Origin of the sequence: Pseudomonas sp. CFBP 13710 (assembly GCF_014842235.1) — a bacterium.
Classification (GTDB): Bacteria; Pseudomonadota; Gammaproteobacteria; order Pseudomonadales; family Pseudomonadaceae; genus Aquipseudomonas; species Aquipseudomonas baltica.
This window is the reverse complement of sequence record NZ_JACYVJ010000001.1, coordinates 364468-389114: the sequence shown is the minus strand read 5'-3', so window position 1 is coordinate 389114 and position 24647 is coordinate 364468. Positions and strand designations below refer to the sequence as shown.

General features: G+C 65.1%; 16 protein-coding genes. 8 read left to right on the top strand and 8 right to left on the bottom strand.

The features are described 5' to 3' along the window. The first annotated feature begins 149 nt into the window (after positions 1 to 149). Positions 150 to 1349 carry a hypothetical protein gene (locus IFT44_RS01595; protein WP_192175293.1) on the top strand — a complete coding sequence of 400 codons (1200 nt, stop codon included), beginning with the start codon at positions 150 to 152 and terminating at the stop codon, positions 1347 to 1349. Between the two features lie 19 nt (positions 1350 to 1368). On the opposite strand, the gene IFT44_RS01590 is transcribed toward IFT44_RS01595, so the two are convergent. Then, positions 1369 to 2502, bottom strand: a complete 1134-nt coding sequence (locus IFT44_RS01590; protein WP_192175292.1) for a glycerate kinase — start codon at positions 2500 to 2502, stop codon at positions 1369 to 1371. 460 nt (positions 2503 to 2962) lie between these two features. Between IFT44_RS01590 and IFT44_RS01585 the strand changes: the two genes are divergently transcribed. Then, entirely contained in the window at positions 2963 to 5227 is a 2265-nt protein-coding gene (locus IFT44_RS01585) for a heavy metal translocating P-type ATPase (protein WP_192175291.1), read from the top strand. Here the strand turns inward: IFT44_RS01585 and IFT44_RS01580 are convergent. The 3 genes from IFT44_RS01580 to IFT44_RS01570 form a co-directional block, all read right to left on the bottom strand. Continuing rightward, a complete protein-coding gene (locus IFT44_RS01580) occupies positions 5222 to 6190 on the bottom strand; it encodes an XdhC family protein (protein ID WP_192175290.1) in 969 nt (322 codons plus the stop codon). The genes IFT44_RS01585 and IFT44_RS01580 overlap by 6 nt on opposite strands. A gap of 134 nt (positions 6191 to 6324) precedes the next feature. Then, a complete protein-coding gene (gene uraH, locus IFT44_RS01575) occupies positions 6325 to 6726 on the bottom strand; it encodes a hydroxyisourate hydrolase (RefSeq protein ID WP_185793421.1) in 402 nt (133 codons plus the stop codon). A 14-nt stretch (positions 6727 to 6740) separates the two neighbouring features. Next, entirely contained in the window at positions 6741 to 7208 is a 468-nt protein-coding gene (locus IFT44_RS01570) for a heme-binding protein (RefSeq protein WP_192175289.1), read from the bottom strand. Between the two features lie 134 nt (positions 7209 to 7342). Between IFT44_RS01570 and IFT44_RS01565 the strand changes: the two genes are divergently transcribed. The 3 genes from IFT44_RS01565 (at position 7343) to IFT44_RS01555 (ending at position 10060) form a co-directional block, all read left to right on the top strand. Further along, a complete protein-coding gene (locus IFT44_RS01565; protein WP_122476993.1) occupies positions 7343 to 8017 on the top strand; it encodes a heavy metal response regulator transcription factor in 675 nt (224 codons plus the stop codon). Next, positions 8010 to 9401 carry a heavy metal sensor histidine kinase gene (locus IFT44_RS01560; protein ID WP_122476991.1) on the top strand — a complete coding sequence of 464 codons (1392 nt, stop codon included), beginning with the start codon at positions 8010 to 8012 and terminating at the stop codon, positions 9399 to 9401. The genes IFT44_RS01565 and IFT44_RS01560 overlap by 8 nt, the downstream gene beginning before the upstream one ends. Before the next feature lie 128 nt (positions 9402 to 9529). Then, positions 9530 to 10060 carry a Dps family protein gene (locus IFT44_RS01555; RefSeq protein ID WP_122476990.1) on the top strand — a complete coding sequence of 177 codons (531 nt, stop codon included), beginning with the start codon at positions 9530 to 9532 and terminating at the stop codon, positions 10058 to 10060. A 47-nt stretch (positions 10061 to 10107) separates the two neighbouring features. On the opposite strand, the gene IFT44_RS01550 is transcribed toward IFT44_RS01555, so the two are convergent. The 4 genes from IFT44_RS01550 to IFT44_RS01535 form a co-directional block, all read right to left on the bottom strand. Next, complete coding sequence (locus IFT44_RS01550) at positions 10108 to 10584, bottom strand: copper chaperone PCu(A)C (RefSeq protein ID WP_122476988.1); 477 nt, start codon at positions 10582 to 10584, stop codon at positions 10108 to 10110. Then, positions 10584 to 11189 (bottom strand): SCO family protein, encoded by a 606-nt coding sequence (locus tag IFT44_RS01545; RefSeq protein ID WP_122476986.1) that lies wholly within the window; start codon positions 11187 to 11189, stop codon positions 10584 to 10586. The genes IFT44_RS01550 and IFT44_RS01545 overlap by 1 nt, the downstream gene beginning before the upstream one ends. Before the next feature lie 341 nt (positions 11190 to 11530). Then, positions 11531 to 12439: a glutaminase B gene (gene glsB / locus IFT44_RS01540; protein ID WP_122476984.1), complete on the bottom strand. Its 909-nt coding sequence runs from the start codon at positions 12437 to 12439 to the stop codon at positions 11531 to 11533. Positions 12440 to 12656: 217 nt separating this feature from the next. Continuing rightward, positions 12657 to 14468 (bottom strand): ABC transporter ATP-binding protein, encoded by a 1812-nt coding sequence (locus IFT44_RS01535; protein ID WP_122476983.1) that lies wholly within the window; start codon positions 14466 to 14468, stop codon positions 12657 to 12659. Positions 14469 to 14586: 118 nt separating this feature from the next. Between IFT44_RS01535 and IFT44_RS01530 the strand changes: the two genes are divergently transcribed. From IFT44_RS01530 to IFT44_RS01520, 3 genes are all read left to right on the top strand, one after another. Then, positions 14587 to 15660 (top strand): FUSC family protein, encoded by a 1074-nt coding sequence (locus IFT44_RS01530; RefSeq protein WP_192175288.1) that lies wholly within the window; start codon positions 14587 to 14589, stop codon positions 15658 to 15660. Between the two features lie 126 nt (positions 15661 to 15786). Continuing rightward, positions 15787 to 16092 (top strand): DUF6482 family protein, encoded by a 306-nt coding sequence (locus tag IFT44_RS01525; protein ID WP_122477040.1) that lies wholly within the window; start codon positions 15787 to 15789, stop codon positions 16090 to 16092. Between the two features lie 92 nt (positions 16093 to 16184). After that, positions 16185 to 24533 (top strand): GH36-type glycosyl hydrolase domain-containing protein, encoded by an 8349-nt coding sequence (locus IFT44_RS01520; RefSeq protein WP_192175287.1) that lies wholly within the window; start codon positions 16185 to 16187, stop codon positions 24531 to 24533. Positions 24534 to 24647 lie beyond the last annotated feature (114 nt).

The window sequence follows — 24647 nt, the reverse complement described above, 5'->3', positions numbered from 1 at the left end:
TTCGTTCATGCGGTCGATTCAGCTGGGGCGATCATGCCCTGGCAGTGGGCGCAGGCGCGGCACCAGCAATGGATACATGCTGCGCAAACGTTGTCCCATGGAGGCCAGGCCGGCCTGGATCCGTTCATTGAAGGGGCGTTTGCAGCGTCATGAGAATCATCGAAAAGACCGGCGCGCCAGTACGCGCCCTGACCCCTGCCGAACAGCAGTTGGTCACCGAATTCGTCGAAGGCCGCAGTGAAGGCCCGAAGCTCCTGCAGGCCAACCAGTGGCTGATGAAGGTCCGCGCCCAGGGCCAGTGGCTGGCGTGCGATTGCCGGCCCGGTACGCTGCCGGTGATGAACGTGACGCTCAACAGCAGTACCGGCACGCTGTTTTTGAAGAACAACCCCGGCAAGGCCGAGCATGCCGAGGGTTGCCCCTTCATCCATGACGAGCGTGACAGTACGCCTGGGCGCGAGGATGAAGGGCCACTGCCGGCCGCCTGGTTGCCCCCCGATGTGCCGCTGAAGCTGATTGGCGATTTCCGCGCCCCGGCCATGCCCGGCACGCCTGGCACCGCCGTGGTGGCAAGTCAGCGACGGGAGCAGCACCGGTTGCTCTCGCTGCTGCTGACGTTCATCGAAGCCTCTGGGCTCAATGTGTACGCCACGCACCTGAAGAAGGATCTGACCCGCCAGTTCGCCGAACTGCGCGAAGTGGCCACACGCTATCCGCTGATCGACAGGGTGCCGGCGAGCAATTATCTGGAAACCCGCATCGACATGAAGCACATGATGATGCTCAAGGCACGCCTGAAGGATTCCACCGCCTTCATTGGGCAGCGCCGCTATGGGCTGCTGCTCGACTGCGTGTCCGACGTGGTTGGGCGCAAGGTGTTGAACGAGCGCAGCACCGCCGGCTTCGACTTTCAGGGACATCATCTGTTGTGGGGTGGCGCGCGCAGCAGTGGGCCGCTGCTGGCCCTGGCCCTGTATTCACCGGCGACCGCCGGCAGCCAATTCTATGAAATGGTGCATGTGGCGACGGTGCCGGTGCTGACCCGCGGGCATCTGTTCCCGGTGTTCCGCGACGAGGAACGCGAAGCGTTGAAGATGCTGGTGTCGCTGATCGACTGGATGGCCAGCAAAGGCGTCAAGGTCGTGATGCGCCGACCGGTGATCGGCGCCATGGTGATGGACGAACTGGTGCTCAGCTCGGACCTGGACCGGGTCCTCTCGGTTTCGCTGATGAAAGAGCCGCTGGGTCCGGAGCCCAGTTCCGAAACCTTCAAGCGCCTGGCCGACTTCAAGAGCCTGGAGACCTTCCGCAAGTACGTGGCGGGCTTCTTCATGCGCGAGCGCGATTGACCCAAGGCGCGCTTGCGTCCTAACCGCGCAGCTGCCAAAGCAGGGCGATATCGCGGGCGCGATCGCTGAGCAGCGCACTGGCCTCGGCGCACGCCTGCTCCAGGGTCATCGGGCCGGACGCAAGGGAAAAAGCGGCATCGATGCCATGGGCGTACAGGTCCTGGTAGCCTTCGCCCAGCGTGCCGGCCAGCACCACCACCGGGACACCCGCAGCGCGCGCAACGCGGGCCACGCCGAAGGGCGTCTTGCCGCGCAGGGTCTGGGCATCGAAGCGCCCTTCGCCGGTGATCACCAGGTCGGCGCCGATGACGGCATCGGCCAGGCCCACCAGTTGCGCTACCACTTCGACCCCTGGGCGGAACGAGGCACCGAGAAAGGCCTTGGCCGCGAAGCCCATGCCGCCTGCTGCGCCGCAACCAGGCGCGTCACGGCAGTCCTGGCCCAGCACCGCTACGCAGTGATCGGCGAAGTGGTCCAAAGCCTTGTCCAGGGCCAGCACCTGTTCGTGTGTAGCGCCCTTCTGCGGGCCGAAAATGTGCGAGGCGCCGTGGGGACCGCACAGCGGGTTGTCGACGTCTGCGGCGACTTCGAACTGCACATCGGCCAGACGTGGGTCGAGGCCGCTGGCGTCGACCTTGGCTACTTGTGCCAGCGCCAGGCCGCCACGGGGCAATTCACTGCCCTGAGAATCGATCAGGCGCAGACCGAGCGCGCGGAGCATGCCAGTGCCGGCATCGTTGGTGGCACTGCCGCCGATGGCGAGGATGATGCGTCGTGCACCGGCCTCCACGGCTGCAGCGATCAATTGGCCAGTGCCATAGGTGCTGCTGTTGCAGGCATCGCGTTGCTGGCGCTGGAGCAGTTGCAGCCCGCTGGCTTCGGCCATTTCGATGACGGCGGTGCGCTCGTCGGGCAGCCAGCCCCAATGGGCCTGGGTGGGCTCGCCCAGGGGGCCTTCGACAGTGAGGCTGCGCAGCTCGCCCTGGCAAGCCGCCATGATGGCTTGCATGGTGCCTTCGCCGCCATCGGCCATTGGCCGCTCGACGAGCTGCGCGTCGGGCACGGCCTGGCGCAGGCCCCGGGCGATGGCTGAAGCAACGTCGGCGGCGCTCAGGCTGTCTTTGAATGAGTCAGGGGCGATGACGATCTTCATGGCAGTTCTCCAGTTCTTGTGCGCCCATGCTGCCATTTTCACCGCCTCCGCGCGACTGCCGTCATTGGCAGGAGCGGTCATCGGCCGGGAGATGCTCTGCGCGGAGTGCCTGATGCACCGCGGTGCCCTTTTCGCGGCCACGGACCGCTCCTACATGGGTCGTAGGAGCGGTCATCGGCCGCGAAGGGCTCTGTGCGGAGTGCCTGATGCACCGCGGTGCCCTTTTCGCGGCCACGGACCGCTCCTACAGGATCGGCAAATGCCCTCTTCGCTGCCACAGACTGCTCCTACATGGGTCGTAGGAGCGGTCATCGGCCGCGAAGGGCCTGGCGCGGTGTGCCTGGTGGAACGCGGTGTGGCCTTCGCGGGCAGAGCCCGCTCCCACATGGGAGTGCGGGCTTGACCTTCCCATGGTGGCAAGGGTCACAGTCCAGGCATAGGACGGAAGGAGGAAAGCGTCATGGCAGCAAACGAAGGTGTCGTCGAGCTGGGTATCCACGGCATGACCTGCGCGTCGTGCGTGGGTCGGGTCGAGCGCACCCTGCTCAAGGTGCCAGGTGTGACGGCAGCGGCGGTCAACCTGGCCACCGAGCGCGCTCGCGTGGAAGGCCGCGGCGTGGACGCCCAGGCCCTGATCGCCGCCGTCGACAAGGCCGGCTACAGCGCCAGGCCGCTTGAGCACACTCCAGACGCCATGGCCCAGGCCAATCAGGAAAGCCAACAGGACGCCGCGCGCCTGCGGCGCGACCTGGGTTGGTCGGTGACGCTCTCGCTGCCCGTGGTGATAGTGGAAATGGGTGCGCACCTGATACCGGGTTTCCACGCCTGGATCCAACTGCACCTGAGCCAGCAGGATAACTGGCTGCTGCAGTTCGCCCTGACCACGTTGGTGCTGATCACCTGTGCCAGGCGCTTCTACCTCAAAGGCACCGTGGCGCTGCTGCGCGGCGCGCCAGACATGAATTCGCTGGTGGCGGTGGGCACCCTCGCCGCCTACGGTTTTTCCCTGGTGTCCACGTTCGCCCCGCAGCTGCTACCCAGCGCTACGGCCACCGTGTATTACGAAGCGGTGTGCGTGATCATCTGCCTGATCCTGCTGGGCCGCACGCTCGAAGCACGCGCCAGGGGCCGCACGTCCCAAGCCATCAAGCGCCTGCTCAGGCTCCAGCCACAGACTGCCTATGTGCAACGCCAGGCGGGCTTGATCGAAATCCCGCTGGAGCAGCTGATACAGGGCGATGTGGTGCAGGTTCGCCCCGGCGAGCGGATTGCCGTGGACGGCACGGTGCTCGCCGGCGACAGCTTCGTCGACGAGTCGATGCTCACCGGCGAGCCCATGCCGGTGCGCAAGCAGCCCGGCGATCAAGTGGTCGGCGGTACCCTCAACCAGAACGGCACGTTGCAGCTTCGAGCCACCGCCTTGGGCAGCGCCAGCATGCTGGCGCGGATCGTCGCCATGGTCGAACGGGCCCAAGGCAGCAAGTTGCCGATCCAGGCGCTGGTGGACCGGGTGACATTGTGGTTCGTGCCGGTGGTCATGGCACTGGCACTGGCCACTTTCATCGGCTGGTACTGGCTTGGCCCGATGCCAGCCCTGGGCATGGCCCTGGTGCACGCGGTGGCCGTGCTGATCATCGCCTGTCCGTGTGCGATGGGCTTGGCGACGCCCACCTCGATCATGGTCGGCACCGGCCGTGGCGCCGAGTTGGGTATTCTGTTGCGCAAGGGCGAAGCATTGCAGCAACTGAGCCGCGCGCGAGTCGTGGCACTGGACAAGACCGGCACGCTCACCGAAGGCCAACCGCGTCTGACCGACCTGCAACTGCTGCCCAACTTCACCCGCGAGCAGCTATTGCCTTTGCTCGCAGCCGTGGAAGCGTTGTCCGAACACCCGTTGGCACGGGCCATTGTGACAGCGGCGCAGGACGCTCGGCTCGACTGGCCCCAGGCCCGGGATTTTCAGGCGCACACCGGCCATGGCGTGCGCGCACGGGTCGGCGCGCAGGACGTGGCCATCGGTGCAGAACGCTACATGACGCAACTCGGCGTGGACACGAGCCCGTTCGCCAGCGCCGCACAGACGCTGGCCGAACAGGGCAAGAGCCCGCTGTATGCGGCGGTGGACGGCCAACTGGCCGCGATGATCGCCGTGGCAGATCCGCTCAAGTCGACTACCCCGGCGGCTATCCAGACCTTGCACCGGCTCGGCCTGAAAGTGGCGATGATATCCGGGGACGACCGCCGAACCGCCCAGGCCATCGCCACCCAGTTGGGTATCGATCAGGTGGTGGCGCAGGTTCTGCCAGAAGGCAAGGTGGCCGCCGTCCAGGCGTTGCAGCGCGAGTATGGCCTCACGGTCTACGTGGGTGACGGCATCAACGATGCACCGGCGCTGGCCCAGGCCGACGTCGGCATTGCAGTGGGCAGTGGCACGGACATCGCCATCGAAGCCGCGGATGTGGTGCTGATGTCGGACAACCTCGGCGCGGTGGCCACGGCCATTGCCTTGTCTACGGCAACCCTGAACAACGTCCGCCAGAACCTGTTCTGGGCCTTCGCCTACAACGCGGCCCTGATTCCACTGGCGGCGGGGCTGCTGTACCCGGTCAACGGGCTGACCCTGTCGCCGCAGGTCGCGGCGGGAGCCATGGCACTTTCATCGCTGTTCGTGCTGGCCAACGCCCTGCGGCTCAAGGGCTTTCAGGCACCTGCCAGGCGATCATAGACGCTGCCGGTCGATTCCGTTGGCCACGCGCAGGATATCCGCCATGACGGCCAAGGCAATCTCGGCGGGCGTCTTGCTGCCCAGGTTCAGGCCGATCGGTGCGTGGATACGCTGCTGGGTGGTCGCGTCCAGCCCACCGATGCGCTCGAGACGCTCGAAGCGCTTTTCGCTGGTCCGCATCGAGCCCATTGCACCGATATAGAAAGCCGGTGTGCGCACCGCCTCGAGCAGGGTCAGGTCATCGAGTCGAGGGTCGTGGGTCAACGCCACCACGGCGGTCGCCGAATGACAGCCGCCCTCGGCGATGAACACCGCAGGCAAGACTTCGTGCACGTGCACGCCGGACAGGTCGAAACGAGCCAGCACTTCGGGACGCGGCTCGCAGAGGATCACTTCATAGCCAAGGGTCAGGGCGAACCCCGCGCAGAATTCGGCGACCGGCGACAGGCCGGCGAGGATCAGGCGCTGTACCGCGCCGATGCGAATGCAGATTTCTTCGTCGCTGACCCGCACCCGTGCATCGCCCATGTGCCCTGCGCGGATGCTGCGCCGATCGCTGCCAGGCACCACCTGCCGCGCCAACAGTTGGCCGCCGGCGAAAGCCTGTTCGATATGCGCCAGATGCTCCAGCGTGGCTGCATCCGGCGCGAGGTATTCGACCAACACGTCGAGAACGCCGCCGCAAGGCAGCGCCATGGTCGGCGCCAGGCCGCCGTCGCCGTAGCGCACGACCTGATTGACCGGTGTGAAATAACCGGCAGCGACACGCTCCAGAAAGTCGTCTTCCACACAACCACCGGACAGCGATCCGCAATGTTCGCCATTGTCCAGCGCGACCAGCAGCGCCCCCGGCCCGCGTGGGGCCGAACCGTAGGTCGACAATACCGTGCACAGCCATACGCCCCGGCCCTGGCCGAGCCAGGTCCGGGCCTGCTGTATGACCTGCAGATCAAGCTGCTTCATCTATTGATACCCGCCATCATCCTGCGCAATGTGCCGGCGCCCTGCCCTGCGACGCCCGCTCTGGTGCAACAGACCGCACGTACAGGGCAATAGTTTTCCGCAGACCGTGAAAGGATGACGGCAGGGGCTTGCGACTAGGACCCGCGATAGGTGCTGAAGCCGTAGGGGCTGAGCAGCAAGGGAATGTGATAGTGCTGCTCGGTGTTCTTCACCTCGAAAATCACCGGGATTTCCGGGAAGAAGGTTTCATGCCCGACCTTGCGGTAGTAGTCGCCGGTCTTGAACACCACCCGGTATTCACCCGGCGCAAAAGTGCGCTGTTCCGGGTAGAGGCCGGCGATCCGGCCTTGCTCGTTGGTCACACCCTGCCCCAACGGTTGCCACTGGTTACCCGAATGCTGCTCCAGGGTCACTTCGATACCGGCCGAAGGCACACCCGTTTCCAGGTTCAGTACGTGCACGCTCAGGGGGTTGGCGGCCATCGCGAGGCTGGACAGGGAGGCCAGGCTGGCGGCCAGGATAATTTTCTTCAACATGGTGTATTACTCCTTCAAGAATGAATGGCCAGACCGACGGATTCGGTGGCCTTGACTGCGCAGGCTTCGTCCTGCTCGGCGCCGCCGGCACCGGCGATGCCGATCGCACCGACCAACTGCTTGCCTTCGTAGACCGGCACGCCGCCGCCCAGCAGCAGCAATTGCCCCAACGAGGTCAGATTGGCGGCTTCAGGGTTGTTGCGGGCACGCTCGGCGAACAGCCGCGTCGGCGTCTTGGTCGACAGCGCGGTATAGGCTTTCAACCGCGCGGCCTCGGTGTTGTGCGGGCCAACGCCGTCGCCGCGTTGCTGGACGATGACGTTGCCGCCACGGTCCAGCACCGCCACGGCGGCCACGCAACCGCTGCCACTGGCCAGCCGCTGCGCGGTCGCCAGGTCCAGGTCAGGGTGCTGGGCCAGGGCGGCGTGGGCCTGGGTGGTGAGCAGACAAGCCAGGGTGAATGTCATGCAAAGGGCTTTCATCGAGCATCTCCGTGATCAGTGGCTGGCACCTTAGCAATCCGGTCACGACAGAACCCCGTCGCAGCGATTACAACTTTGTAATAGGCAATCGGCCGCCGGGGGCCTAGCCTATGCGCGGGTACAGGAGCTGAACGATGCGTGTGTTGCTGGTTGAAGACGAAGCGAAAACGGCGAATTTTCTCGCCAAGGGCCTGGGTGAGTCCGGCTTTGCCGTGGACGTGGCGCTCAATGGGCTGGATGGGCGCTACCTGATCGAGCAGCAGCCCTATGACCTGGTGATCCTGGACGTCATGCTGCCCGGCCTGAACGGCTGGCAGTTGCTCAAGCTGATTCGTCAGCAAGGCGCGACACCGGTGTTGTTCCTGACCGCCAAGGACGCCATCGAAGACCGAGTGCGTGGGCTGGAGCTGGGCGCCGACGACTACCTGGTGAAGCCGTTCGCCTTCGCCGAACTGCTGGCACGCGTGCGAACGCTGCTGCGCCGGGGCGCGGTGCGCGAGGTCGAGCATTATCAGGTGGCAGACCTGGAGGTGGACGTACTGCGCCGCCGGGTCAGCCGCGGTGGACAGCGCATCAACCTGACCAACAAGGAATTCGCCCTGCTGCACATGCTGATCGGCCGGCCCGGCGAGGCGCTGTCGCGCACGCTGATCGCCTCTCAGGTGTGGAACCTGAATTTCGACAGCGACACCAACATGGTGGAAGTGGCGGTCCGACGCTTGCGGGCCAAGGTCGACGACCCGTTCATGCCCAAGCTGATTCACACCGTGCGCGGCGTGGGCTACCGGCTGGAGCACCTGGATGAGTGAACGCCGCCACTCCCTGGCCTGGCGCCTGGCGCTGGCCGTGGCGGTGGTCTGCTCACTGGTGATGAGCGTGGTCGCGGTGTTTCTCTACCGTTCGCTGGCGGCCGAGATCGCCTACCGCGACGACATCGCGCTGCTCGGACGGCTCGAGCAGGTGCGTACCCTGCTGCACGACAGCGACAGTCTGGGCGCACTGCAGCAGCGTCCGCAGCTGTATCAGAACATGCTCGGCAATCAGGAAAGCGTGCTGCGCGTGCGTCGCGCCGATGGCAGTGTGGTGTTCGAGATCAACCCCCACGGCGAAACCTTGGGCGATCCACCACGCATCGGCCTGGCTCGGCGGCCGAGCCGGGCCGACATTCGCCTGGACCACGGCGCCTCGTTGCTGGCCGGCGACGCTGTCGGCCCGGCCGGCGAAGCCTTGACGGTGATGGTCGGCAAACGCCTGCACGAGCGCGAGGCGATCCTGGCCAGCTACCGACTGCGCCTGTACCTGGCAGTGGCTGCCGGGGCGCTGCTGGCCTGGGTCATCGGCCTGTTGCTGGTGCGTCGCGCCCTGACGCCGTTGCGCGAAATGGCCGACGCGCTGGCGTTGATCGATCTGCGCAATCTGCACCGGCGACTGGCCGATACCGCCGCGCCGGTGGAGCTGCAGGCGCCGATCCAGGCGCTCAACGGCATGTTGGTGCGGCTTGAACAGGGCTTCGAACGGCTGTCGCAGTTCTCCGCAGACCTCGCCCATGAAATCCGCACGCCGCTGCATAACCTGTTGGGCAGCACCGGCCAGGCACTCAACCAGCCTCGTAGCGTGGACGAATACCGGGAACTGCTCGGCTCTAACATCGAAGAGTACGAGCGGCTGAACCGCATGGTGGAAAACCTGCTGTTTCTGGCACGTGCCGACCACGGGCAGCGGCCGGTGCACTTGCAGGCCATTGACCTCACCCACCTGGGCGAAGAACTCTGTGATTATTTCCAGCTGCTCGCCGACGAGCGCGGCGCCGCCCTGCAGCACGCGCTGCACGGCACCCTGCAGACCGACCTGCAATTGCTGCAGCGGGCTCTGGGCAACCTGCTCGCCAACGCGGTCCGCCATGCCCGCCCCGGCACCACGGTGCTGCTCAGCCGCCACGACGAGGCTGGGTTCGTTGGTCTGACGGTGCGTAACGAAGGCGACACCATTGCACCCGAGCATCTGGCGCGATTGTTCGATCGTTTTTTCCGCGTCGACCCGTCGCGCACGGAACCGGGAGACTCGGGTGGCCTGGGCCTGGCAATCGTGCAGTCGATCATGGTTCTGGTGGGCGGCAGCGTCAGTGTCCACAGCGCTGAAGGCGTGACCAGCTTCACTTTGAGTTTTCCCGATAAAGGCGCTTTGGAGTCGTGAAACGCAGGGTCATAGCGACACTTCATCGGCTGGATAGAAAATATCTCTGAGCAATACCGGTTTGCCTGCGGTCGATTTCCATAGTGGTTACAGACCCAATCCCGCAAACCCGTACCAGGAGATTTCAAATGGCCGTTGCCAATGTGAAACAGGAACTCAAGACCGTGTCGTCCGTGAAGGCCAAGGCCGAGAAAGGCGAAGGCGCCAGCTTGCAGAACCAGGCCCAGGTCGGTCAGGAACTGGCAGTATTGCTGTCTGACGTGTTCGCGCTGTACATCAAGACCAAGAACTACCACTGGCACATGAAAGGTTCGCACTTCCGCGACTATCATTTGCTGCTGGAAGAGCAAGCGACCCAGATCTACGCCATCACCGATGTGATTGCCGAGCGCGCCCGCAAGATCGGCGAGCCGACCGTACGTTCGCTGGAGCAGATGGTGCAACTCAAGCGCCTGGCCAGCAGCGAAGTGGCTGACCTGTCGCCAGAAGACATGCTGACCGAACTGCATGACGACAACCAGTCGCTGGCTGCCTACATGCGTACCACCCACGGCGTCACCGACGAAGCCAACGACCTGTCCACTACCAGCCTGCTGGAAGAGTGGATCGACCAGGCCGAAGAACGCGCCTGGTTCCTGGGTCAGACCGTCGGCAAATAATGCCTGTGGTGGGTGTTTGACGCTGGCATCAGCCCCGCGTCATTGCATCAGTGAGCATGAGCGTGGTCGGGGGCATTCAGTGCCCTGGCCACGGCTTCAACTTCCAGAGTTTCCTCCTCCCCTTGTGCGTTCTTGATCTTCAAGGTCAATGGCACCGCGTCGCCCTCCTTCACTTGCGTTATCAAACCCATCAGCATCACGTGATAGCCATTGGCATCGAATACCACGGGCTCGCCCGCAGGCAGGCTGACTTCGTCGACCGGGAGCATGCTCATGACATCGCCGTTCATGGTCGACTGGTGGATTTGCGTGTCTTTGGCGACGGGTGACTGGACGCTGATCAGGGTGCTGTCGGAGTCCGCTGTGAGGGTCATGAACGCACCTGTAGCGGGTTGCCCCGGCACAGTGGCGCGCGCCCAGGCATCTTCGACCGTGGTCTGGGCCATGGCGTAGCCGGTCAGGCTCAGGGCTGCCAGGAGCGTGGCGAGTTGACGGACGGTGTTCTTCTTGGCAACGGGTTTCATCAGCAGACTTCCATTACGGTGAGCAGATCCTCGGCGCACTCTTGTGCGGTGAGGGAATGGGACAACCCCAGGCGCAGCACGCCGCGGGAGTCGAAGACGTAACTGGTCGAGGTGTGGGAGATGGTGTAGGTGTCGCCGATCGGGACCTTTTCGTAGAACACCTTGAACTCCTTGGCGACATCGGCGGTTTGTTCCAGGGTGCCGCGCAGGGCCACGAAGGTGGGGTCGAAAAGCTTGACGTAGGCGTCGAGCACTTCGGGGGTGTCGCGCTCGGGGTCCAGGGTGATGAAGATCACCTGCAGGCGGTCGCCGTCACGGCCCATCAGCTTCTTGGCCTGGACCGCCCGCGCCAGGGTGGTCGGGCAGACGGCCGGGCACTGGGTGAAGCCGAAGAAGACCATGGGCATCATGCCGCGGAAGCTGGACAGGGTCTTCTCGTTGCCTTGCGGATCCTTGAGCCGGAAGGTGCGGCCGAGGATCTCGTTGCTCAGGTCTTTGCCGTGCTTGAACGACAGCTTGTTGCTGTCGCCACATCCGGCCAGCGCGCCGAGACCGAGGATGCCCATGCCGGCGAGTACTCGACGGCGGGTCGGAAAATCGTTCATGCCATTGTGCCCTCTGGAGAGGGCCGCAGTTTAAAGGCCAACGCTACGCTTGGGCACCGCAACCTGTCACATTTTGTTTAATCGCGGCCGATGATCACTCCTATGGATGTACCGAGATTCCACGTAGGAGCGGTCCGTGGCCGCGAAAAGGGCAGCGCGGTCATTCAGGCATACCGCGTCGCGCCCTTCGCGGCCGGTGACCGCTCCTACGGAGGTGCCGGGATTCCACGTAGGAGCGGTCCGTGGCCGCGAAAAGGGCAGCGCGGTCATTCAGGCATACCGCGTCACGCCCTTCGCGGCCGATGACCGTTCCTACGGAGGTAACGTGACTCGCCGCACTTCTAAAAGACCGACCAGCCGATCCGTTCGCTGAGCAGTTCGAGGGCCGCCATGCCGGCCAGGGAATTTCCGGCAGGATTGAGCTCCGGCGACCAGACGCAGACGGTGAACTGCCCCGGTACCACTGCGACGATGCCGCCACCCACGCCGCTCTTGCCAGGCAAGCCGACGCGGTAGGCGAAGTTGCCGGCCTCGTCATACAAACCGCTGGTGGCCATGATCGAGTTGACCTGCTGGGTTTGGCGCCGACTCAACACCTGCTCGCCACTGTGCTTGCAGTAGCCATCATTGGCCAGGAAGCAGAACGCGCGAGCCAGGTCGACGCAGTCCATGCGCAGTGCGCAGTGGCTGAAATAGCTGCGCAGCACGGCCTCGACATCGTTGTGAAAATTGTCGAACGACTTCATCAGGTAGGCCATGGCAGCGTTGCGCGCGCGGTGCTGGTACTCCGACTCCGCCACCCGACCGTCGACGATCACCTGGGGGTTGCCCGACAGTCGTCGGGCCAGGTCACGCATGGACAGCGCCGGTGCGGCAAAGCGCGACTGGTTGATATCGCAGATCACCAGCGCACCGGCATTGATGAACGGGTTACGCGGCCGACCGCGCTCGAACTCCAGCTGCACCAGGGAATTGAAGGGTTGTCCGGAGGGTTCGTGACCCAGGCGCTGCCAGATGTCTTCGCCCGAATGGCCAATCGCCTGGACCAGACTGAACACCTTGGAGATGCTCTGAATGGAAAACGGCGTGTGCGCATCGCCTGCGCTGAACACCTCGCCGTCGTTGCCATACACGGCGATGCCCAGCTGCGCGGCAGGCACATCGGCCAGTGCCGGGATGTAATCGGCAACCTTGCCTTGCCCTATCAGGGGGCGGACGGCATCCAGTATCTCAACCAAAAGCGCTTGCATCGGGCTACTCGCATCAAGGGATCAAGCCATAGACGGCCGCTCTCGCCTACGAATCACAGCCCTCCTGTGGGAGCGGGCTCTGCCCGCGAAGAATGGCACGCGGTGAACCGGTAAAACCGCAGCGCACCCTTCGCGGCCGATGACCGCTCCTACAAGGGATTGCGCTTCCCCTGTAGGAGCGGTCATCGGCCGCGAAGGGCGTTATGCGGTAGGCCGGTCAGCGATAACCCCTCGCCTGCAGGTCGAACAGTTGCGCGTAGCGTCCGCGCTGGGCCATCAATTGTTCATGATCGCCGCGCTCCAGCACCCTGCCCTGTTCCAGCACCACGATATGATCGGCGTTGCGCACGCTTGAAAAGCGATGGGAAATCAGCAGCGTCATGCGGCCCTGGGCGTACTCGCGAAAATGCTCGAACACTGCCGCTTCCGCGCTGGCATCCAGCGCTGCGGTGGGCTCATCGAGTATCAGGATGTCGGCATCGCGGCGCATGTAGGCGCGCGACAGGGCCAACTTCTGCCATTGCCCGCCGGACAGCTCCTGGCCGCCCGCGAACCAGCGTCCCAACTGCGTGGCATAGCCGTGCTCCAGACCTTCGATGAACGGCTCGGCCGTGCCCTGCACCGCTGCCTCGCGCCAGCGCTGCGTGTCGTCGAACGCGCGCGTATCACCGACCCCCAGGTTTTCCCCGACACTGAACTGATAGCGGATGAAATCCTGGAAAATCACGCCGATACGCTGACGCAGCGCGTCTTCCTGCCATTCCTGCAGGTCGCTTCCGTCCAGCAGGATGCGCCCCTGGTCCGGACGGTACAGACGCGTCAGCAGCTTGATCAAGGTGGTCTTGCCCGACCCGTTTTCGCCCACCAGCGCCAGGCTCTTGCCAGGTACCAGGTGCAGGTCGATGCCCTGCAACGTCGCGCGGCTCGCGCCGGGATAGCTGAACCCCAGCCCTTCGCAGCGCAGGCCATCGCCGGGCTTTACGCCCTGGGTGATATCGCCTTGCGCAGGCTGCACCGGGTAGGCCAGGTAGTCATACAGGTCAGCCAGGTAGAGGCCGTCCTCATACAAGCCGCCGATCGCCGTGAGGCTGCTGCTCACCGCACTCTGGCCCTGCTTGAACAACACCAGGTACATCGTCATCTGGCCCAGGGTGATATGGCCGTTCACCGTATCGATGACGATCCAAGCGTAGGCCAGGTAGAACGCCGCCGTACCCAGCAGCCCCAGCACGAAGCCCCAGCCGTCACGGCGCAAGGTCAGCCGGCGGTCCTCGCTATACAGTTTGGTGAAGGTGTCGCGGTAGCGCTGCAGCAACAACGGCGCAAAACCGAACAGCTTCACCTCCTTGATATAGCCTTCGTGGGAAAGCAACGTTTCGATGTAGTTCTGCCGACGCGTCTCCGGTGCGCGACGACTGAACAGGCGGAAGGCATCCCCGGAAAAATGCGCTTCGGCAAAGAACACCGGCAACGCGCCGACCACCAGAATCGCCAATGCCCAGGGCGAAAAATGCACCAGCAAGACGCCGAAGCTGACCAGCGAGATCAGATTCTGCACCAGCCCCAGCGACTTGCTCACCAGCGCCAGCGGTCGCGTGGACGCTTCGCGGCGCACCCGTACCAGTTTGTCGTAGAACTCCGAATCCTCGAATTGCATCAGCGACAGGGTCTGGGCTTTCTCCAGAATCAGCGTATTGACCTTCTGCCCCAGCTGCACCCGCAGCAGCGCCTGCTGCACAGACAGGCCGCGCTGCGCCGCGGCCAGCAATGCCAGCACGCCGGCTTCCATCAGCACGTAGCGCAGCACTGGCCACAGGGGCGCCGCACCGGTTTGCTGGTGCATCTGCATGGCAGCCACCACCGCATCGACGATGCGCTGGCCCAGCCAGGCGGCCAGTGCCGGCAGAATGCCTGCAGCCAGCGTGGCCAGCACCAGCCCCAGCAACAGGCCGGGCGAGGTCGCCCACACCAACTGCAGGGCGCGCCGGGCCTGGCCCAGAAAAGTCTTGAGGCGGGAAAAGGCAGGCATCGACGAAAGCATTCCTTGAACGAGATAAATGGCCGCGGCCATGACACAATTTAGGTTCCAGCCCAAAGTCGACAACTGCGTGGCGGACTTATTCCAGGCACCCATGGTCATTTAACGGATGAATGCATTCAAATCTATCGCCCTACCCGTCTGGTTGCGTCGCGTCCTGCGGCCATTGCTCGATCCCTACCGCCGTTACCGGCATGCCCGCCTGATCCACGCGGCGCGCATCGTCGCCGCCCTGCTGGTGTCCATCCTGCTGACCAGTGGTTTCAGCCTGCCCCACGGCGAATGGGCCTCGGTCACCCTGCTGATCGTCATTGGCGGCCTGCAGCATCACGGTAACATCGGCAAGAAATCGGTCGAACGTGCCTACGGCACGCTCATCGGTGCCGCGCTCGGGCTGGCGGTGGTGGCCCAGCAGAACTACTTCGAAATGCCCATCATGACCTACCTGCTGATGTCGGTGGCGTGCGGCTTCTTCGCCTACCACGCCATCGGCAAGGGCGGCTATACCGCGCTGCTCTCGGCCATCACCTTGTTCATCGTCGCCGGCCATGGCGATAACCCAATCACCGATGGCCTGTGGCGCACCGTGGACATTCTCATCGGTATCGCCCTGGCGCTGGCGTTCTCATTCGCCCTGCCGCTGTATGCGGTGTATTCGTGGCGCTACAACCTGGCCACCGGACTGCGCGGCTGCGCGACCATCCACAGCCGCATCGTCAGCGGCCAGCCGGTGTCGGCCGACGAGCACTTGAAGCTGATGTCCAAGCTCAACGCGAACATGGTCCAGTTGCGCTCGCTGCTGCCGTCGGTGTCCAAGGAAGTGAAGATTTCCATGACCGAGCTGGACGCGATCCAGGGCCACTTCCGCATGTGCCTGAGCACCCTGGAAATCCTCGCCAACCTGCGCCCCAGCGGCACCGACCGCAATGCCATGGCGCAATTGCAGCAGTGCCTGAGCGGTGAACACCGGCATATTCGTCGACAACTGGTGGGCATGGCCCGCGCGCTGCGCGACGGTGCCACCGAGCGGCTCGAGCGCAACTATGCCAGCGTCGATGCCGACGCGCCCAATGTGGTGCCCGGTGAGCTGATCGGCTATCGCCTGTTGACCCTGCAGTTGGTCAACAACCTCGATGGACTGCAGCAGCTGCTGGCCAAGACCGCCGGGCGCTGGAAGATCTGACCTGGGTTGCCGCCATGGGCGGCACACAGCCACTGGATTGAACTCCGCCGGTGTGGGCCGCCTCAAACCTTGCATGAGGCAAGAGCGATGGCCATTCCGGTCCATCACGCCGTTTCGAGGTCGTGCATGAACATCGATAAATTGAGTAGTCACGTCAACAATGGCGAGGTCAGCGAAGTGAACCTGGTGTCCATGGAAGGTGGATCGTACGTGCTGCACGCCATCCTGGAAGGTGTGTCGCAGCCGGTGGCCGATGCCAAGGGTGCGACTCTGCACGTGGCCTCGGTCGAGGAAGCGCGCAAGGTGCTGTCCGGTGTCGCTGATATCAAGCTGTTTCTGGTGCAGGGCAATGCCCACGATGAAATGATCGGCAACCCCGAAGAAGGCCACCAGGTCATGCGCGAAGAAATCCCCCTGCGTTCCAGCCTGTAACCCGCTTTTCTCCGCAACGACGGCGAACTGTCCAATGGCACATCCTTGGATGTGCCATGCTGCATGGCCCCTTCGGGTAACGGACAACCGCCATGAACGCGTTTCTGAATACCCCCTTCCGGGCTGCCCTGCGCAGCGATCCCTGGCTTGCCACCGCCCCCGTACGTGAAGAACTGTTCGGTATCGAACGCCTCGAACAGCATGCCCAGAGCCTGGCTGCTGCGCAGACCGTGAGCGCCCGGCCGCCACGGGTGTTGTCGTTGCAACGTCGCCTCAAGGACAACGCTCAGGTGCTGCTGGTGGCCTACCGGGCCAGCGCAGCGGCGGTGGCCGATGGAATCGCCGTGGTGCCCGCCGCCCAATGGCTGCTGGACAACTACCCTCTGGTCGAAGAGCACGTCCGCGGTGTCCGCGAGGACCTGCCCGCAGGTTACTACCGGCAATTGCCCAAGCTGGCGAGCGGGCCCTTCGCCGGCTACCCAAGGGTGTTCGGCCTGGCGTGGGCGTTCGTCGCGCATACCGACAGCTTCTTCGATCCAGCGACGCTGCAGCGCTTCATCGACGCCTATCAAAAGGTCCAGCCGCTGACCATCGGCGAGTTGTGGGCGGTGGCGATCACCCTGCGGATCGTGCTGATCGAAAATCTGCGACGGCTGACCGATCAGATCACCGCCGCTGACCTCGCCCGCCTGGATGCCGAAGCCCTGGCCGACCGCCTGTTCGCTGCCGGCTGTGCGCAAAGTGCGCTGGACGACGACATCCGCAGCCGCAGCGCCGAGCCGTTGTCGGAACTGTTCGCCGCGCAATTGGCCAAGCGCCTGCGCGACAAGGACCCGATCACCACCCCGGCCCTGGCCTGGCTTGCACAACGCCTGCACGAACAGAACAGCAGCGTCGGCCAGGCCGTCAGTCACGCCCAGCAGCGCCAAGGTGCCTCCAACCTCAGTGTGCGCAACGTGATCACCAGCCTGCGGCAGATTTCGTCACTGGACTGGGCGCAATGGTTCGAAGACGTCAGCCTGGTGGACGCCAGGCTGCGTGCGGGCAGCCGTTTCGCCGCCATGGATTTCACCACACGCAATCTCTACCGCAGTGCCATCGAACAGTTGGCACGCGGCTCCACCTTTTCCGAACTGCAGATTGCCGAGCAGGCCCTGCAGTTGACCAGCGCCAGGCCCGAGCAGGAACGCGAAGCCGATCCTGGCCACGTACTGATCGCCGAAGGCCGACCGCTGTTGGAAGCGGCGATAGATTTCCATCCATCAGTCGGCTTGCGCTGGCTGCGCTGGCAACGGCAGTTGGGCGTTGGCGGCTATGTCGGCCTGCTGCTGGCACTGACCGCCGGGCTGCTGGCCATCCTGGTGGCACTGCTGCCCGCCGCGCCGGCCCTGTGGCTGACGGCATTGGTGGTGCTGGGCGCGCTGCCCGCCTCACAGCTGGCGAGTGCCCTGCTCAACCGCGCGGTGACACGATCCTTCGGCGCCATCGCCCTGCCGGGGCTGGACATGCTCGAAGGCGTGCCCAGCCCATGGCGCAGCCTGGTCGCTGTGCCCACGCTGCTGGGCAGCGAGGCAGATCTGCTGGAAGACATCGAGCAACTGGAAGTGCACTACCTGTCGGGCAACTGTGGCGAGCTGTATTTTGCCTTGCTGGTCGATGGCGGTGACGCCGCTGAACAGCACAGGGACGACGATCAGACCCTGCTCGCGGCCGGCCATGCGGCCGTGGCCACACTCAACCGGCGGCACGGTCCGGGCGAGGCCGGCGCGCGATTCATGCTGCTGCACCGCGAGCGCCGCTACAACCCGGCACAGGGATGCTGGATGGGCTGGGAGCGCAAGCGCGGCAAACTGCACGAGCTCAACCGACTGCTGCGCGGCGATGCGCACACCAGTTTCGGTGAGCAGACCGTGCCGGCAGACGTGCGTCTGGTGATTACCCTGGACGCCGATACACGTCTGCCCCGCGACGCCGCGCAGAGGCTGGTGGGCAAGTTGGCGCACCCGCTCAACCGACCGCGGCTGAGTCGCGACGGACGCAACGTAGTCACCGGCTACGGCATCCTCCAGCCACGGGTCACGACGAGCCTGCCGCTCGACGCCGAAGGTTCCCTGTACCAGCGGGTGTTCTCCAGCCCAGGCGGGGTGGACCCCTATGCCGCAGCGGTATCGGACGTCTATCAGGACCTGTTCGGCGAGGGGTCCTACACGGGCAAGGGCATCTACGATGTGGATGCCTTCGAGGCCGCCCTGGACGGCCGTGTACCTGACGACAGCATGCTCAGCCATGACTTGTTCGAAGGGATTCACGCGCGGGCCGGGCTGGTCAGCGAGATCGAAGTGGTCGAAGCCTTTCCGGCGCGGGTCGACGTCGCGATGCGTCGGCAGCACCGCTGGACAAGAGGCGACTGGCAGTTGCTGCCATGGCTGTTGAAGGCGCAACTGCCGGCACTTGGCCGCTGGAAAATCGTCGACAACCTGCGTCGTTCGCTGGTGGCGCCGGCCACTTTGGGCGCCCTGCTGGTCGCCTGGTGCCTGCCTGGGCCGGAGGCCTGGATCGCAACTTTCGCCGTGCTTGCCTGCAGCGCCCTGCCTGCCGTGTGGGCACTGCTCCTGGCCGCGCCGCGCAAGCGCCCGGCGGTACTCTGGCGCAGCCATGGCCAGCGCCTGACCCATGACTTGCGCCTGGCCAGTTGGCAGTTCGTGCTCGACCTGGCGTGGTTGCCCGACCAGGCTTGGTCGATGCTCGATGCCATCTTCCGCAGTGTGTACCGGGTCTTTCACAGCAAGCGCCTGTTGCTGGAGTGGACCACTGCCGCCCAGGCCGGTGCCGCGCCCCGCCCGGGCCTTGGCGCACACGCTCGTCGTATGGCCCCGGGGCTGCTGCTGGCCTTGGCCGGTTGCGCCGTCGCACTGGCCCAGGCGCCTGGCAATGCCGCGCTGATCGTGCCGTTTGCCCTGCTGTGGCTGACGGCCCCATTCATCGCACAATGGGTCAGCCGCAGCAGTTCGATCACTCCCTGCGCGCCCGTGAACGCCACGCAGGCACAGGACCTGCGGCTGATTGCCCGACGCACCTGGCGCTACTTCGAAACCTTCGTGACGGCCGGTGACAACCACCTGCCGCCCGACAATTTCCAGGAGCAGCCCCACCCGGTGGTTGCCCACCGCACCTCACCGACCAACATGGGCCTGTACCTGCTGGCGGCCGCTAGTGCGCGGGACTTCGGCTGGGCCGGCACCCGCCAGACCTTGCTGCGCCTGGAGGCGAGCCTGGCGGTGATGCAGACGCTGGAACGCTTTCGCGGGCATTTCTACAACTGGTACGACACCCAGGATCTGCGCCCGCTGCCGCCGGTGTACGTGTCGGCGGTCGACAGCGGCAATCTGGCCGGGCATTTGATCGCGTTGGCCAATGCCTGTGAACAGTGGGCCGAGCAAGGTCCGCTGGACCCCTCCTCCGGGCTGCACGACACCCTCCTGCTGGTCATTGAAGAACAAGGGCGCAGCCAGCCGCTGACCCAGATACAGGCGCACCTGCAGACCCCGTTCGACCTCGGTCGACAGGCAGTCGCCAGGCTGTTGGGGGAAATCCCGGCCGACCCTGGTAATGGCGTCTGGCTGCCAGCCTTGAAACAGGCATTCGCGGCTCACCTGGATGACCGCCAACTGCACGGCGACACCTCGGCGCGCCTGCGAGCGTTGGCCGATAACGCGCGGCGCATGGCCATGGACATGGAGTTCGGCTTTCTGCTCAACCGCAAGCGGCAGTTGCTGTCGATCGGCTACCGCGTCGCCGAGCAGCAGCTGGACAGCAACTGCTATGACATGCTGGCTTCCGAGGCACGCCTGGCCAGCCTGTTCGCCATCGCCAAGGGCGATGTCGCCACGCGGCACTGGTTCCGCCTGGGCCGCAGTGCCACACCGTTGGGCAATGGCTCGGCCCTGATCTCCTGGTCCGGGTCGATGTTCGAGTACCTGATGCCGTCCCTGGTGATGCGTGCCCCCGCCGGCAGCCTGCTGACCCAGACACAACGGCTGGTGGTGGAGCGTCAACAGGCCTACGGCAAGTCGCTGGGCATCCCGTGGGGGATTTCCGAATCGGCCTACAATGCGCGCGATCTGGAATTCACCTATCAATACTCCAACTTCGGCGTGCCCGGCCTCGGGCTCAAGCGCGGGCTGGCCGACGACCAGGTCATCGCACCCTATGCCACGGCATTGGCCGCGATGGTCGACGCTCCCGGCGCCTGGGCCAATTTCGCCACCCTGCGGGCATTGGGCGCGCTCGGCCAGTACGGTTTCTACGAAGCGGTCGACTACACCCCGACACGCTTGCCCGAGGACACTTCGCAGGCAATCGTGTGCAACTACATGGCTCATCACCAGGGCATGACAGTGGTGGCCATCGCCAACGTGCTGCTCGACGGTGCCATGCGCGAGCGCTTTCACCGCGAACCGATGATCCAGGCCAGCGAGCTGTTGTTGCAAGAGCGCATGCCCGCCAATGTCGCAGCCCTGCAAGCCGCTGCCGAACACGGCCATAACGTCGCCGCAGAGACGCTGGAAGGTCGTACCCAGCGCGCCCTCGATGGCCTGCCGGTGGCAGCGCCGATCACTCATCTGCTCTCCAACGGGCGCTATTGCGTGATGTTGACCGGTCTCGGGACTGGCTACAGTCGCTGGCGCGATCTGGCCGTGACGCGCTGGCGCGAAGATCCGGTACTGGACCCGTGGGGCTCGTTCGTGTTCGTGCGTGATCTGGATCGGGGCACCCTGTGGTCCGCTGCCGACACCCGTGCGCACGGTTGCCTGGGCCAGGTCACGTTCGCCGAGGACCATGCCCAGTTCATCAGCCACCGCGACGGTTTGACCAGTACATTGACCGTGCTGGTGTCGGGCGAGGACGACAGCGAAGTGCGCTCATTCACCTTGACCAATCGCAGCGAGCAGACCCGCTCCGTGGAACTGACCACCTACAGCGAACTGGTACTGGGCGCCGCTTCGGCCGACAGCGCTCACCCGGCCTTTGCCAAGCTGTTCGTGGTCACCGAGTACCTGCCCGAATATGCCGCGTTGGTGGCTACCCGGCGGCCGCGCGGCAGCGAGGAGCCGCAGGTCTGGGCCGCTCACTTCGCAGTGCTCGACACGCCGCTGGACGGCCCGGTGCAGTACGAAAGTGACCGCGCCGCCTTTCTCGGCCGCGAGCACACCTTGCTCCAGGCCACCGCCCTGAAGGCCGGCGCAACACTGTCCAACAGCGTCGGCACGGTGCTCGACCCGCTGTTCGCCCTGCGTCACTGCCTCAGCATCGCTCCGGGCCAGAGCGTGGACATCGCCTTCTGGACCGTGGTGGCCGACAGCCGCGAAGCGCTGCTGGGCCTGATCGACAAGCACCATGAGCACAGTGCCTACGAGCGCGCCAAGACCCTGGCCTGGACCCAGGCACAGGTGCAACTGCGCCATCTGGATATCGACGCCGAGGCGGCAGCCGACTTCCAGCGCTTGAGCGCGTCCCTGTTGTACGCCGACGCACGATGGCGCGCACCGGCGCTGAGTATCCTGCGCGGTGCAGGCAGCCAGGCCGGCCTGTGGCCAATGGGCATCTCGGGTGACCTGCCCATCGTACTGCTGCAGATCGACGACATCGAAGATCTGCCGCAAGTGCGCGAACTGCTGCTGGCCCACGAATACTGGCGAATGAAGCGCCTGAGCGTGGACCTGGTGATCCTCAACGAGCGTGACGCCAGCTATCAGCAGGACCTGCAGATTGCTGTGGAAACCGCAGTGCGCAGCAGTCAATCGCGACCCGGACCCAGCGCGGTATTGAGCCGCGGTACGGTGTACACGCTGCGGGCCGATCTGTTGCCGGGCGATGCGCGCAGCCTGTTGCTGGCCACCGCGCGCCTGGTGCTGCGCGCCCACAGCGGATGCATCAATGCGCAGATCGGCCTGCGTCCGAGCCAGGGCGTACCTGATCGCAAAGCGCAGTGGCCGCAACGGGCGACGAGCGCTGCCGCTACTGCCGGCGCCCCCGAGGCGGTCGAGGAAGTGCTGGAGTGTTTCAACGGCCTGGGCGGTTTCGCCGATGAAGGCCGCGAGTACGTCACCCTCCTCGACCAGGGCGCATGTACCCCGGTACCCTGGCTGAACGTCATCGCCAATCAGAATTTCGGCTTCCAGGTCTCGACCCAGGGCGCCGGGTACACGTGGGCGCTGAACAGCCGGGAGAACCAGCTCACTCCTTGGGGCAACGACCCGGTGGGCGACGCCAGCGGCGAGGCCCTGTACGTACGCGACAACGCCAATGGTGTCATCACCGGGCCCTGTGCATGGCCCGTGCGTGACGAAGGGCGCTACAGCGCGCGGCACGGGTTCGGCTACAGCCGCTTCGAGCACAGCGCCAACCAGTTGCACATGGGTCTGCTGCAATACGTGCCACTGGAGGACGCCGTCAAGATCAGCCGTCTGAGCGTGCGCAACCTCAGCGACAAACCGCGCCGACTCAGCGTGTTCAGCTACCTGGAATGGGTGCTGGGTACCTCGCGCGCGGCCACCGCTGCGGGGCTCATCAGCGAAGTGGATGCTCGTACCGGGGCCCTGCTGGCACGCAACCCGTGCGCCATCGCCTTTGCCGGACGCGTGGCATTTTCCGACCTGGCCGGTGGTATCGGCCACTGGACGGCCGACCGCACCGAGTTTCTTGGCCGTCACGGCAGCTACGCCGCCCCGGCTGCGCTCGCCTCCTCGGCGCCGTTGGCCGGCGCCAGCGCCGCCGGGCTCGATCCCTGTGCCGCCCAGCAGCATGAAGTGCTGTTGGCAGCCGGGCAGCAGATCGAACTGGTATGGCTGGTCGGCCAGGCGCCGTCGCTGGAACAAGCCCAGCGTCTGGTGCTCAAGTACCGCCACGAACATCTGGACGGTGTGCTGCAACGCGTGCGCGACAGCTGGGCCGACAGGCTCGAAGCCGTGCAGGTGCGCACCCCGGACCGGGCACTGGACATCATGCTCAACGGCTGGTTGCTGTACCAGACCATCGTCTGCCGCCTGTGGGCACGCTCGGCGTTCTACCAGGCCAGTGGCGCCTACGGCTTGCGCGATCAGTTGCAGGATGGCTTGGCCTTGAGCCTGGCAGCACCGCACCTGACCCGCGAACATCTGCTGCGCGCTGCAGGTCGGCAGTTCGTCGAAGGAGACCTGCAGCACTGGTGGCTGCCTCATTCCGGTCAGGGGGTGCGCACCCGCATCAGCGACGACCGGGCCTGGTTGGCTTATTGCACCGCCGAGTACGTTCGCAGCAGTGGCGACGAAGGGGTGCTCGACGCCCCTGTCGCTTTCCTTGAAGGTGAGCCCCTGGCCAGCGGCGAAACCGATCGCTTCTTCCTGCCGCAAACCGCTGCGTCATCCGCTTCCCTGTACGAGCACTGCGCCCTGGCGCTGGACTGCAGCCTGGAGCAGATGGGCGACATGGGTCTGCCGCTGATCGGCAGCGGCGACTGGAACGATGGCATGAACCGGGTGGGTGAACAGGGTCGCGGACAGAGTGTCTGGCTGGGCTGGATGCTGCTGGCCAGCCTGGAGCGCTTCATCGCCTTGGCAGCCCGGCGCGACTGCCCGCGGGCACAGCGCTGGCAGCAAGCCTACCTGCAGTTGCAGACCGCGCTGGAAACCCACGCCTGGGATGGCCAGTGGTATCGCCGCGCAACGTTCGACGATGGCACGTGGCTGGGCGCCGACGGCAATCCGGAATGTCGCATCGACTCGATCGCACAGAGCTGGGCCGTGCTGTCCGGCGCCGCGCAGCCCGAACGAGCCCAGCAGGCCATGAGCGCAGTCAATGAGCATCTGGTGCGACCGGCAGACGGCATCGCGCTGCTGTTCACTCCGCCGTTCGAGCATTCGCCGCACGATCCCGGCTACTTGATGGCGTACCCACCCGGCCTGCGCGAAAACGGCGGGCAATACAGCCATGCGGCCATGTGGGCAATCCTGGCCTTCGCCAGGCAGCACCGCGGTGATGAGGCACTGGCGTTGATCGACCTGCTCAACCCCATCAACCATGCGTTGGACGCCGCCAGCGTGCAACGCTACAAGGTCGAGCCGTACGTGATCGCCGCGGATGTCTATTCGGTTGCGCCCCATGTCGGGCGTGGCGGTTGGACCTGGTACACCGGCTCGGCCAGCTGGATGTACCGCGCCGGCATCGAGGGCATTCTCGGTGTGCGCCGCGAGGGACAATGGCTGCTGCTCGACCCTCGTATCGCGGCCCGGTGGGCAGGGTTCAGCGTGCAGGTTCGCGTGCCCGGCGGGCACGTGCACATCAGTGTGGAGCGCAGCGACGACGGTGGTCGTGGCTGCCTGCTGGACGGCAAGCCACTGGTGCTGGATGAAGGTGTCGCGCGCATCCCATTGGCACCGCACCTGGTCCACTACACCCTGTAGGCGGCGCCTGGCTGGGCACGCTGGCCACCGGCCCAGCGTACCCAGCCGGGGCGCTTTACTTCGTCACCACGCACTCATAGGATGACTGACTACAACAACAAAGCCGAGGTTCTT